This is a genomic window from Paenibacillus sp. NAIST15-1 (genome assembly GCF_001894745.1).
GTDB lineage: Bacteria > Bacillota > Bacilli > Paenibacillales > Paenibacillaceae > Paenibacillus_B > Paenibacillus_B suaedae.
The window spans coordinates 608,542-621,358 of sequence record NZ_BBYF01000003.1 but is presented as its reverse complement, the minus strand read 5'-3'; the positions used below and the strand labels follow the sequence as shown (position 1 = coordinate 621,358).

11 protein-coding genes are annotated in these 12,817 nt (G+C 47.6%); 9 read left to right on the top strand and 2 right to left on the bottom strand.

Going from position 1 to position 12,817, the window contains the following annotated elements; genetic code table 11:
• Positions 1 to 42 precede the first annotated feature (42 nt).
• Together PBN151_RS10525 and PBN151_RS10520 are read left to right on the top strand one after the other, a co-directional pair.
• Positions 43 to 1,380 (top strand): PhoH family protein, encoded by a 1,338-nt coding sequence (locus PBN151_RS10525; protein WP_072728881.1) that lies wholly within the window; start codon positions 43 to 45, stop codon positions 1,378 to 1,380.
• A gap of 153 nt (positions 1,381 to 1,533) precedes the next feature.
• Positions 1,534 to 2,898 carry an extracellular solute-binding protein gene (locus PBN151_RS10520; protein WP_072728880.1) on the top strand — a complete coding sequence of 455 codons (1,365 nt, stop codon included), beginning with the start codon at positions 1,534 to 1,536 and terminating at the stop codon, positions 2,896 to 2,898.
• An 88-nt stretch (positions 2,899 to 2,986) separates the two neighbouring features.
• On the opposite strand, the gene PBN151_RS10515 is transcribed toward PBN151_RS10520, so the two are convergent.
• Complete coding sequence (locus tag PBN151_RS10515) at positions 2,987 to 4,099, bottom strand: coiled-coil domain-containing protein (RefSeq protein WP_072728879.1); 1,113 nt, start codon at positions 4,097 to 4,099, stop codon at positions 2,987 to 2,989.
• Between the two features lie 165 nt (positions 4,100 to 4,264).
• Between PBN151_RS10515 and PBN151_RS10510 the strand changes: the two genes are divergently transcribed.
• Positions 4,265 to 5,398 carry a class I SAM-dependent methyltransferase gene (locus PBN151_RS10510; protein ID WP_072728878.1) on the top strand — a complete coding sequence of 378 codons (1,134 nt, stop codon included), beginning with the start codon at positions 4,265 to 4,267 and terminating at the stop codon, positions 5,396 to 5,398.
• A 115-nt stretch (positions 5,399 to 5,513) separates the two neighbouring features.
• On the opposite strand, the gene PBN151_RS10505 is transcribed toward PBN151_RS10510, so the two are convergent.
• Positions 5,514 to 5,750 carry a DUF2626 domain-containing protein gene (locus PBN151_RS10505; protein ID WP_021256770.1) on the bottom strand — a complete coding sequence of 79 codons (237 nt, stop codon included), beginning with the start codon at positions 5,748 to 5,750 and terminating at the stop codon, positions 5,514 to 5,516.
• A 336-nt stretch (positions 5,751 to 6,086) separates the two neighbouring features.
• Between PBN151_RS10505 and PBN151_RS10500 the strand changes: the two genes are divergently transcribed.
• From PBN151_RS10500 to PBN151_RS10475, 6 genes are all read left to right on the top strand, one after another.
• Positions 6,087 to 6,731 (top strand): RsfA family transcriptional regulator, encoded by a 645-nt coding sequence (locus PBN151_RS10500; RefSeq protein ID WP_021256769.1) that lies wholly within the window; start codon positions 6,087 to 6,089, stop codon positions 6,729 to 6,731.
• A gap of 121 nt (positions 6,732 to 6,852) precedes the next feature.
• A complete protein-coding gene (locus PBN151_RS10495) occupies positions 6,853 to 7,842 on the top strand; it encodes a ketopantoate reductase family protein (RefSeq protein WP_072728877.1) in 990 nt (329 codons plus the stop codon).
• Positions 7,843 to 7,889: 47 nt separating this feature from the next.
• Positions 7,890 to 8,276, top strand: a complete 387-nt coding sequence (locus PBN151_RS10490; RefSeq protein WP_021256767.1) for a DUF3397 domain-containing protein — start codon at positions 7,890 to 7,892, stop codon at positions 8,274 to 8,276.
• A gap of 176 nt (positions 8,277 to 8,452) precedes the next feature.
• Positions 8,453 to 10,084, top strand: coding sequence for a bacillithiol biosynthesis cysteine-adding enzyme BshC (bshC, locus tag PBN151_RS10485; RefSeq protein ID WP_072728876.1), 1,632 nt, complete (start codon positions 8,453 to 8,455; stop codon positions 10,082 to 10,084).
• A 78-nt stretch (positions 10,085 to 10,162) separates the two neighbouring features.
• Complete coding sequence (locus PBN151_RS10480) at positions 10,163 to 11,470, top strand: adenosylhomocysteinase (protein ID WP_370510412.1); 1,308 nt, start codon at positions 10,163 to 10,165, stop codon at positions 11,468 to 11,470.
• A gap of 196 nt (positions 11,471 to 11,666) precedes the next feature.
• Positions 11,667 to 12,731: a DUF4349 domain-containing protein gene (locus PBN151_RS10475; protein ID WP_083545099.1), complete on the top strand. Its 1,065-nt coding sequence runs from the start codon at positions 11,667 to 11,669 to the stop codon at positions 12,729 to 12,731.
• Positions 12,732 to 12,817 lie beyond the last annotated feature (86 nt).

Below are 12,817 nucleotides of genomic sequence, written 5' to 3'. Positions count from 1 at the left end.
TGGTGTTGCAAGTACGGGCATGCGAACTGAAAGGGAGATCGTATGAGTAAAATTTTTGTACTGGATACGAATGTGTTGCTGCATGATCCGAACGCATTATTTGCATTTGGCGACAATGAAGTGATTATCCCGGCAGTTGTACTGGAAGAGATTGATTCGAAGAAACGAAATGCAGATGAAATCGGGCGCAATGCCCGTACTGTTTCCCGCTTGCTAGACGGGCTTCGCGATGTAGGCCATCTTCATTCGGGGGTTAAACTGCACAACGGTGGAACGTTGAAGGTGGAGTTGAATCATCGCAGCTTTGTCAAAGTACAGGAGATGTTCGGGGAAGTATCGAATGACAATCGGATCTTGGCCGTGGCATTGAATTATCATTTAGAGCAGGAGGAACGGCAACCCGAGCCAGCAACTGTCATTCTAGTAAGCAAGGACGTGCTTGTGCGAATCAAGGCAGATGTATTGGGATTGCATACAGAGGACTATATGTCAGATCGTACCGTACAATCTGGCGATGAGTTGTATAATGGCTGCGTCACCTTATTCGTTCATCCTGGGGTGATCGATGAATTTTATTCCTTCCGGCATCTCCCCATCCGCAGCTTAAATGTCAATATGTCATTTCACCCGCATGAATTCGTCATCTTGAAAGATAACATGGGGACGAGTAAGTCTGCTTTGCTCAAGGTGAGCGCAGATGCCAAGAAGCTTGAGCCGCTATTTCTCAGTAATGATCCCGTGTGGGGCATTACTGCACGGAACGCTCAGCAGCGTATGGCGCTTGAGCTGCTGCTCAATGACGATATTCCCCTTGTTACTATGGCAGGGAAGGCAGGTACAGGCAAGACGTTGTTGGCGCTTGCAGCTGGCCTCATGAAGGTGGAAGATGAGCGCAAGTATAAGAAGCTTCTCATTGCAAGGCCAGTAGTGCCAATGGGGAAGGATATCGGGTACTTGCCAGGGGAGAAGGAAGAGAAGCTTCGGCCTTGGATGCAGCCGATTTATGATAATTTGGAATTTCTGTTCGATACGAAAAAAGCTGGGGACATTGAGAAAATATTGCTGGGTATGGGCAATATCCAAGTTGAGGCGCTCACTTATATTCGTGGCCGTTCCATACCAGGACAGTTCATCATCATTGATGAGGCTCAGAATTTATCCAAACATGAAGTGAAGACAATCGTATCCCGAGTCGGGGAAGGAAGTAAAATTGTCCTCATGGGAGATCCAGCGCAGATTGATCATCCTTATCTGGATTCAGCAAGCAACGGTCTCACCTATCTGGTGGAACGGTTTAAGACAGAAAGTGTAAGCGGCCATGTCACCCTTGAGAAGGGAGAACGCTCCCGACTCGCTCAGCTTGCAGCTGATCTCCTATAGAGTCATTAGTGAGCGACAGCCCTCAGAGCCTCTGGATAGTCCCAGGGGCTTATTTTTTGCTCTAATGACGCATTCAGATAGGGACAGCTAGTGCGTTCGGTGCTACAATAAGGATGTGGAAAAGTCAAAAATGGTAACGTGGGAGGAGAATGAGTGCCGAACTTAAAAAAGCTGCTAGTTGCGGTTATTATGATTTTCGTTTCGTTACTCTTGCTGTCCCAATTTCATATAGATGATCAATTATTCGTACCATCACAGCCCTCAACGAATGAGGTAGCCAATCGCCCGCCTAAGGCGAAGAAGAGTCCAGAAACGTGGAAGCAGCTAAGAGTGCAGGTGAACCTGTCACCTATATCATTTATCCAACTCAATCAAGCCAATCAGACTTTTATTGACGAAACGGGCATCTATGTAGAGCTTGTCAATACGACAGATAAATTGACTGATGCTGATTGGTTCAATCAGCTGGTTCAGGAATATAGTGCGGACATTATGCTGTCAGACAGTGTTTCCGTAATGGGCTTTGCCAAAAAGGGGTGGCTGCTGCCGATTGAGCAGTCATCGAATGCTGGTTTCTCCTCTCCGGCATGGCTAATGAATCAACTGAAGTGGAATGGGTATACGTGGGGAGTACCTGCTCAGATTGATCCTTATGTGCTGGTATGGAACAAGGAATTAATGGCCGGCAGAACCAAAGAATCCTTGCCTTCTAATTGGGAGGAGTGGAAGAGGATCCTTGACCCTAGCAGTCAGGAGGGGGCTTCTGCTCTGCTTGAGCGTGGTACAGCTGCTGTAGAATTGCGTGCTATGCCTCAAGCCTGGTTTGCCTGGCATGATGGAGATAAGGAAGCCTTCTTATCGTTAATTCGGCGGTTGGGCTTGCTATGGCCGGAAGTGAATCAAGCGCCATTGATGCGTGCCGATTGGTATGCGAAGGGAGTTGCCGACAATGCGCAAGGATCCGGTCTTAAGTGGAACCAACAGTTAGCCCAGCTGGAGTCTTATCGAGCTCATTTTATACCTTGGGGAGAGAAAGCGAGCAAATCAGATACGTGGGATTTGCTGCGTGCCGGTCGAGTAGCCTTTGGGATCGTTCCCTATTCGGAAGCAGTGGCCGAGGTTAGTGAACCGCTAGCGATTGAAGCGCCAGCCGATGTACATCTTCCTGCTGGGCAGTGGGCAACGAGCAGAAGCTATATGATTGCTTCCAGTTCACAGCATGAAGCGGAGGCAAGGCAATGGATTGATTATATGACGAGTCTTGCGGTTCAGCGAGAATGGTACGATACATTGTCTGTGCTGCCTGCTCACGAACAAGCATACATAGATCGCTGGAGAGATATCCGTCGCTGGCTGCCAGATATGTTCCTGCCTCAAGCCAATCAAGGAGCGGCGTTATTTCATGCAATGGAACCGATTTATGGATGGATTGGGACAGCTGAGCTTTGGCTGAAGGGGGCTGCAACAACAGAGCAGCTCCAGAAAGAATGGAATCATTCAAGCACGATCAGCAGATAGCGGGATTGAGTATCCATCCATGGTACAATGCACTGGATACGGCCATCTGCTGATTCTCTTAACGAGGAGAAGCCCTAGCCTTACCGCCTTACCAGCTGAGCGCCAGCTTGACGGTAAGGCTTTTGTCTTCAATTGTCACTTCTTTGGCTTCAATAAAAGATACGAGCTGCTTCGGGTAGAATCCAAGATCGAATTTTTGCTCCAACTCTGTACGCGTCGACTCGGGCAGTTCAAGCCCATTGAACAACATTCGATCAACATGGAACAAGATTCGATTCTCAGGTTCCGATTCTATCGTATAATGTCCTTCGATACGTACGCTCATGCCAGAGCGCGAGCCTTCAGCGGCGATCATGCCTTCCTTGAATTGGAATGCAAAGGTTTCGAACATGGGATCCTGCTCACGGAGAAACTGATTGAGTTGTTCTTCCTTGACTGTGATCGTATAATTAGTACCCTCGATGCTAAGGCTTCCACTATTTTTGACAAAATCGGGGAGCTTGTTCATCGCATTCGCCAATGCTCGGAAATAATGACGAACTTCATAAAGTCCAACGTTCTGCCAGTAAGTTGTAAACTCTTGTATAAGTGCATTCATCGCTTTAGGATCATTGCTGGCCGATATGTCAGCGTCCAGCTTCTGCTGCAGCCGCTTGAGCCGATCGCGCTGATCAATCAGCTGAGTGCGTACCGTTGAAAGCTCCCTTTCCAGACGCATATGCTGATCTCTTGTCTGACGCAAGGCTTGCGTTTGTTCCTTATAGTCATTCATAATGTCCTGATCAGACTGGAAGAGGATCTGGAAATATTCGAATAACTGAAACATATCTTGCAGCTGATCCGCAGAAAGAACAGCCTGGAGCATCATGTCTCGTTCTCCAATATAATAAGCGCGAAGCACACGACCGGCTTGTTCTCGCTTCTGTTCCAAGGCGGCTTCGCGGGTCTGAAGCTCAGCTTCCGTTCGTGAACGTTCTTTGGCTGTCGATGCTTCCTGAACGGAGATACGATCGATCTCCTTATCCAGTTCTGTGATAGAGAGACTCTGTTGAAGCAGCTGCAGCTCTTCAGCGGTAGGCTGAATGCTCCATTGTACAGGTGAAGCTGGCTCCGCACCTGTCGCACACGGAACGATCGCGATGAGCTGCATCGATAGTAGAAGTCCGATAAGCGAGCGCCATGCGCGTGTCGTTGTGGTCATGAGGCGACCTCCTTAAATAGTTGCACAACATTATCGTATGTTCAGATCGGGTTGGACATGACCTGAACCCGTGGTTGTGTACATAGAGTTGTATACATGGATGATACTTGCATGACTTAGCAAGATACTTCTATTGAACCTGCATAGATAGAAAGGAAGGACTGTATGTCTCATTATCAGCCGAATCCCGTCCTCATTCAATACTTAATTAACCAAATTGAACAATCCGATAGCAGCTGCATCCCTTTCTCGCAGTTTATGGGCACCTGTCTGTATCACGCAACAGACGGATACTATATGTCAGAACGACCGAAGATCGGGCGTAACGGCGATTTCTATACAAGCTCGAATATCGGCTCAATCATGGCTGAGATGCTTGCTGTCTATGTAGAACGACGCACAAGGGAGCGTGGCTGGGATGCTGATTCCATCACGCTGGTAGAATGGGGAGCTGGTACAGGACGACTCGCACTGCAGATGAGCCAGCGGCTTAAGTATGATCGCTTCGAAGGCTATAAGCATGTCATTGTGGAAAGAAGCCCTCATCATCAGAGACTAGTATCCGAATTGCTCGGAGGAGAGCGGGTTCCAATTACTTGGTGGGATGAACAGGTGTTTGAACAAGAGGCTCCTACACGGCGCCTGTTCGTTGTAGCCAATGAACTGCTTGATGCATTCCCAGTCGAGCGCATCCGGCATCATGATGGCCGGTATGAACAGTGCTATGTGAAGTGGGATGAGGAGAAGGAGCAATTCATGCCGCTATGGCTGCCCGCAACGGAAGATATTCTCCTATGGCTAGAGGAGCATGAAATTCAACTTGTGGATCAGCAAATTTTCGATGCGGGGATTGCGATGACGGCTTGGATGACCTCAATTTTAAGTCAGGTGGGGGAAGCAGAGTTCATATTTATTGATTATGGGGATGGAACGAATGAGCTGACAGCAGCACATCGGATGGAGGGGACACTGATGTGTTACCATCGTCATCAGGCTCATGACAACCCTTGGATTCATATTGGCGAGCAAGATATCACGTCGATGGTGGATTTCGATATTTGCCAGCGTGTTGCGAAGCAAGTGAATGCTGCGATCATCGGTTATATGACACAAAAGTCATTTTTACTCGAACAGGGGTTGCTAAATGAATTGCAGCAGCATACCAACCCAGATCCGTTCAGTGCGGAAGCGCGTCGCAATCGTGCCATTCGACAATTGCTGCTGAGTGATCAGATGAGTGAACGGTTTCATGTACTCCTGCTGTCTTGCGGTTCGGAACCGGAAATTGGGATATTATAAGATTCAACACAAAAGAAGCGCCAAGAGATCGCCGATCTCTTGGCGCTTCTTTCTGTATCTATTCATTCTTTCATTCATTATCCGTCCGCAACAAGTCAACAGACAGTGATGCTGCTTAGTAAGGGTTTTTCATAACGAAGACGCTCCAGTACGAAAAGCCGCTGAAGCATACGACCATGTACGCCCAAAACAGCATTGTATATGTACGTTCGGACAATTTCAAGTAACCCAGCAATACAAAAAAAGCAGTCTGCATGAAGAACAGGAGCGCCATCTCAATCATGTCTCCTGCGAACGCCATCAGACCGATTACTAATGTCCAGAAGCCGAGTACGCGATACATCCGTGCCACGATTCATCCCCCTCTCGTTACGTTCAACCCAACATTTACTATTGACATTATAGCGTTCTAGCCATCTGGTGTAAACTGCCAATCTTGATGGATTAACGAACTTTTTCGGAATCTCCCCTTCATTGTGATCTATTGTATGGACAGGCATACGTATGATTCATAGAAAAAATGGATATACATTTTAGTATCCGATAGATTCTATGAACTCTACCATGGGCATAGAGATGGAATAAGCGGTTGATTACCGACTGATCATCCTTCGTCACTTGCTTCAATGCATATGGCGTGGGTGCTGTATACAACCGAATTGAATGAGTGTCGTTAGGAGGGTATCGCATGACAGCAATTAGACAAGATGCGTGGACAGCGGACGATGATTTGATTTTGGCAGAAGTGACGTTAAGACATATTCGAGAAGGAAGTACTCAGCTAGCTGCTTTTGAAGAAGTAGGGGAAAAGATTGGCCGCACCTCTGCGGCTTGCGGATTCCGCTGGAATAGCTGTGTCCGTAAAAAATATGAAGCTGCCATTCAGCTTGCAAAAGCACAGCGTCAAAAGCGAAACTATATGAAAAAGCAGCCTATTGGTGCACAGGTGGCCTCTATTGCATTGGCGGACAGTGAAGAAGTCGGCCTTAAGCCAGAGCTCATTACCGAAGAATCACTTTCCATGGATATGGTGATCCGCTTCTTGCGTCAATGGCGCAACAGTTATCAAGAGCTGTCGCGTCAATTGAAGCATACGGAGAAAGAACTGCATGAGAAGGAAGAGCAGTATCATCGTCTGCGTGAAGAGAATGAGTATCTCTCCAAACAGGTGAATGCCGTTCAAACGGATTACCGTACGGTAAATGATGATTATAAGGCGCTCATTCAAATTATGGATCGTGCTCGCAGATTAGCGATTTTAAGTGAAGAAGAGGACGACTCCAAAACTCGCTTTCGGATGGACGCCAATGGCAACCTAGAGCGAATTGAATAGTTCCATCCGCTTACAGAAAGCGTGAAGGGAGAGCATTGCTCACTCTTTGCGCTTTTTTGTGTTTTTGCATTCGGTTTGATATAACAAATAGGATACTTGTACACAAGGGAAGGTGCCTGATATGGTTATCGATATTATTGGCGGGGGGTCATTGGGGCTGCTTCATGCAGCGATGCTGATGAGAACACGTAATTCAATAGATAGCAGCAATACGAAGGTGAGGATGTGGACACGAACTCCGGAGCAGGCGGAGCTAATTCGTAGTCAAGGGATTCATCTCGAGGATCTGGATGGGAGGCAGGCCCATATCTATCCAGTACATGCCTATCCGTTGACAGAAGCAGGAAAAGTACTTGAACGGACAGGTATGAGAGCGAGCAGCATATGGTTGTTCGTGAAGCAGACACATATTGATTCTGAGCTTCTTAGTCAGTTAGAGAAGTTTCCTAGAGAGCAGACAGCTTCATTGGTGTGCTATCAGAATGGGGTTGGTCATATGGAAGCACTTAGTGCGATATGGCCGCACGAGCAATTAATATGGGCGGTTACAACGGAAGCGGCTAAGCGAGTAAATTGCAATGAGGTTGTACATACGGGGCACGGGCATACGTCAATTGGCATCTGGGAGCCTGCTGGAAGCCGAACAGAACAAAAGGAATTAGTCAATTCTTTATGTTTGTCAACAAAGAAGTTGCTAGAAAATGCAGGATTTCAAACGTTTTTGTCGAACAACATCGAAGGTATGGTTTATCAGAAATTGCTTGTCAATGTCATTATTAATCCATTAACGGCTGTGCTGCGCATCAAGAACGGTCAACTGCTGCTGCAAGAGGACAGGCTGTCTTTAATGAAGGAGTTGTTCGGCGAGGCTGCTGCGGTATACCGAGCGGCTCATATTTCTATCGATGAAGAGAAGGATTGGGAGCGGGTTGTTCAGGTGTGCCGGATGACTTCGTCCAATTCGTCGTCCATGCTTCAAGATGTAGAAGCGGGAAGAAGGACAGAAATAGAGGCAATAACGGGGGCACTTATCCGAATGGCTGATCGATATGAGGTTGCAGTACCGCTTCATCGTATGATGTACCGTCTTATTCTAGCAAGTTGCGAATAACATTTCCCGTGCTGATCCCTTGTTGAGAGGAGTGAGTCTACCCGAATATGTTTCAACTGATGTTTGACGGATTCGTTCTGCTTTCTTTACTGCCCTTCTTTCCATTTCTTATTACTTGGCTAATTGGTAGGGGGCTGCTTAAACCGAAGAAGAGGGCAATTAAGCTGGCAATGGATATAACGACGGTGTTTCTCATTGCCTCGGTAGGTGGTTTATATAATACGTTGTTTGACTCTAAGGCAGGATTTTATTGGATACTGTTCTTTCTGTTAATCGCGGCAGGGTTAATCGGTGGGTTGCAACAGCAGAAGTATGGCAGGTGGGATCCGAGAAAATTGATTCGTGTCATTTGGCGAATAACTTTCTTCTTGCTTGGCGTACTGTACGTTTTCTTGCTATTGATTGGAATAATTATTTATTCGGCAAGCATGTAGGATAAGCTATACTCATAAAGGTAGATTATTGATAGGACTCATGCGCCAATATCAATGGATGATGGCAGCTAGTTGTTGAATTGTGCATGAAGGAATGGAATACATAATCTTTGTTTTGACGGTCAGAAGCCGCATTGTGTACAATCGAGACGAGGCAAAAAGGGAGGCGGCTATCTTTGAAATGGCCAATATTATCTATTCCGGTTCAGCAACCGCTGACCGTACAGTACATGGAACGCGAACCATCTGTTGTCGAGACGTTCTACGAATATCATCCGGACTTGGATTGGGAGAAGAGAGCGGATTGGGTGGAGCGTTCGGGACAGCTAAGAGTGAATCGCACACGCTTGGCCGATGTGCTTACCCGCTATAATGAGCGGTTCAATAACAGCCAAGCTGTACGAGATTCCATAGAACGACTGAAGGATGAGCGGTCGTTAGTCGTTGTAGGGGGACAGCAGGGCGGCTTGTTTACGGGTCCGCTGCTTGTTCTGTATAAAGCAATTTCCATTATTCGAATGGCGCAAGAAGCAGAAATCAAATTAGCAAGACCAGTGGTTCCTGTCTTCTGGATTGCTGGAGAGGATCATGATTTTGATGAGGTTGATCATACGTATGTGGTAACCTCCGATCCTGCTGTACAGCGTATACGAATGGAGAAGCCAGGTGATCGACGTGCCCCTGTGAGCCATGTGAAGCTGGATGCTGCTGCATGGGAATCTGTTCTTACAGAGCTAGAGAGTTCCTTGCCCAAGACGGAGTTTACACCTGGGCTGCTCGAGCACCTGCGCGAATCAGTGGCTACTTGTGCCACGCTGTCAGATTCCTTCGCAGCGACTATGGGCCGACTATTTGGTGAATATGGACTCGTGCTCATCGATTCGGCAGATGACGGACTGCGCGAGCTTGAAGCGCCTATGTTCGAGGCAATCCTCCAGCACAATGACCGACTGGAGAAGGCTTACGACACCAGTGAGCAGCAGCTTGCTTCTTATGGCTATAGCCCTCAGGCGATACGTTCCGAACACAGCGCGAATGTGTTCCTCGTGCGTGACGGGGAGCGACACTTGCTGCATAAGGAGAACGGGCAATTCGTCAATCATCGCCAAGGAATATCGTGCACGATGGAGCAGATGTTGGACATCGCACGGAATTCACCGCAGGAGCTGAGCAATAATGTATTGACGAGACCGCTTATGCAGGACTATTTATTCCCAGTACTGGCTACCGTGCTTGGACCAGGAGAAATTGCTTACTGGGCGCAGACGAAGCAGGCATTCAGAGAGCTGGGCATGAGAATGCCAATCATATGGCCACGCATGGGATTTACTTGTATTGAGGGGACACTAAATAAGCTTCTGGATAAGTATGAGTTGTCGGTTGAAGATGTTGTGTATCATTACGAAGCAAGAAGAGCTTCGTGGCTGCAAGCGCAGGATGCACTTCACTTGGATGAACGCTTCGAGACGCTGCGTGCAGAAGTGGATACCAGATATACGGAGCTGCTGGAGGATCTTGTCGCATCGCTTCCTGCACTTGGGAAACTTGGTGCTACGAATCATAATAAAGTACTTGAACAGATTGATTTCCTTCATCACCGTGCTAAGGACGCGATGGCGAAGCAGCATGAATCAGGTTTGCGGCAGTGGGAACGGCTGCATGTCTCCCTTCATCCGCTTGGCAAACCACAGGAACGTGTATTGAATATGCTAGGGTATGCCTGCCGTTACGGTGAGAATTGGTTTGCGATGTTGATGGAGGCTCCTGTCGTATGGAGAGGGGAACATCGCATCGCCCTGTTGTCATAAGCTATGTTAAGAGCATGAGCTGGAAAGCCCCGATTTCCTGAAATCAAGACGGATCATGAAATGGCTTCTTAATCCAAAATGGGAGAGGATGAACTGTCCATGAGTAATACACCAACTCGTAATACAAATGCGGCAAACAAGAGCATCATCCGAGATATTGCATTGGCACCAGAAGGTCATTTGAAAATTGAATGGGTTCAAGCGCATATGCCTGTGCTTAACCGCATTCGGGAACAATTTGAGGCGGAGCAGCCGTTCAAAGGACTCAAAGTAGCAATATCGCTTCATTTGGAGGCGAAGACCGCATATTTGGCGAAGGTCGTTCAAGCTGGCGGCGCAGATGTAACGATAACAGGAAGCAACCCGTTGTCGACGCAGGATGATGTATGCGCTGCGCTAGTTGAAGACGGCATTACTGTATACGCCAAGTACAACCCAGATCCGGAAGAATATAAGCAGTTGCTTATTCACACATTGGAGACGAAGCCTGATTTGATTATCGACGATGGCGGAGATTTGGTCTCGATTCTGCATGCTGAGCGCCCTGACTTGCGTAATCAAGTGAGAGGCGGCGCGGAAGAAACGACTACAGGCATTCTCCGCTTGAAGGCGATGGAGAAGGATGGCACGCTTCAATTCCCGATGGTTGCCGTTAATGATGCGTATTGCAAGTATTTGTTCGACAACCGTTATGGTACTGGTCAGTCGGTATGGGATGGCATTAATCGTACAACGAATCTGGTTGTAGCCGGCAAGACGGTGGTCGTGGTCGGGTACGGATGGTGCGGCAAGGGTGTTGCCATGCGTGCCAAAGGTCTCGGCGCGAATGTCGTTGTTACCGAGGTGGACGCGATCAAAGGCGTAGAAGCCTACATGGATGGATTTACAGTGCTGCCGATGATCGAAGCCGCTCGTGTAGGAGATATCTTTGTGACCGTCACAGGCAACCGTGATTGCATCCGTGGTGAGCATTATGACGTGATGAAGGACGGTGCCATCTTGTCCAATGCTGGACATTTCGATGTTGAAGTGAATAAGCCTGAGCTTGAGGCTCGTTCCACATCTGTACGTACGGTACGCAAGAACATTGAAGAATACAAGCTGCAAGATGGCCGCAGTATCTACTTGCTGGCTGAAGGCCGTCTAGTCAATCTGGCTGCAGGGGATGGCCATCCAGCTGAAATTATGGATATGACATTTGCGCTTCAAGCAATGTCCTTGAAATATGTAAATGATCAATATCAATCCATTGGGAAAAAAGTTGTCAATGTGCCGTATGAGCTTGACGAGCAAGTTGCACGCTACAAGCTGGAGTCGCTCGGAATCTCCGTAGACACGCTTAGCAGCGAGCAAAAGTCTTACTTGGAGAGCTGGCAAGAGCACTGATGGAATGAAGCGATGAAGCCTGTATCAGACAAGAAGGAAGAACCGCCATTAGCGATATGCTAGTGGCGGTTTTATTTTGGGTATGAAGCTTACCTATGCAACATATTTCTTGGCAATTCGTCTATTGATTGAGTATGGAGAACAAAGCCATTACATCCAAGATATCCATGCCAAGATGATAGAGGGGGCATACGGGATGAAAAAGAGAAATTGGGGATGGCAAACAGTCGTGCTGGCGTCGCTTCTGCTGTTGCTGCTTCTTGGTGGCTGTAGTTCGGCATCAGACAGCCAAGGGTTAAAAATGGCGGGGAATACAGCGCCAGAAGCGGCTCAGATGGAAGCGACTAGTAATGATGCTGCTGTAAGCAGAGAGGAACCATTACAGGTGGGTGCGGGGCAGCAAGTGCAGGTAAAGACCGATCGCAAGCTCATTTATGAAGCGCAGCTTCGCATGGAAGTTGCCGACTACGGGGCTGTGAAAGAGAAGCTGAATCGATTCATTGCGCAATCACAAGGCTATGTGCTGCAATTTTCGGAGACGGACAGCGAGCGAGGCGGATCCTATGTCATTAAAATTCCTGCTGTTGGATTTCAATCGTTCATTGATGAGCTAGGCAAGTGGGAGTCGATCTCCTATACTCGTCAATATTCGGCTAATGATGTGACCGAGGAGTATGTTGATTTACAGGCGCGGCTTAAGGCGCGCCGCACAGTAGAGTCAAGACTGCTGTCCTTCATGGAGAAGGCCACGAAATCGGAAGATTTATTAAACTTCTCGAATGAACTGGGGAATGTACAATCGGAAATTGAACAAATTGTGGGGAAAATGAGATATTATGATAACAATGTAGCGATGTCCACGATTACATTGGATATGGTTCAACGGCTTAAAGCGAAGCGTGGTCAAGCGCTTGAGGATGCATTTGGAACTCAAGTTGCGGATACCCTTGTAGGCAGTTGGGACGCTCTTGTAAAATGTGTGAAGTCTATTGTTCTCGTGCTTGTTGCGCTGCTTCCTTTTCTTTGTGCGCTGCTCATTATCGGAACTCCGATCTGGCTTATCACCAGAAAGAAGAGAGGAAGGAATGGAAACTTGAGCGGGAATACCGGGGAGAATGTGTTGGGATCAATAACACCAGCAGATGCTGAGGCGGCAGAGGCAGCATTAGAAGACGCAAGTAAAGACAAGGCTGCGGATTCTTCTGAAGTGCAGAGTGACACAGGCAACTCGGCTGTAGACAATGGCGAAGATAGAAGGTAAGAGCATGATTAGGCATGCTGATGTCCTGTCTTTGTATGTGTTAATGGAAACATATCCAAAATTTATATAGGCCTATTTCGCAATAA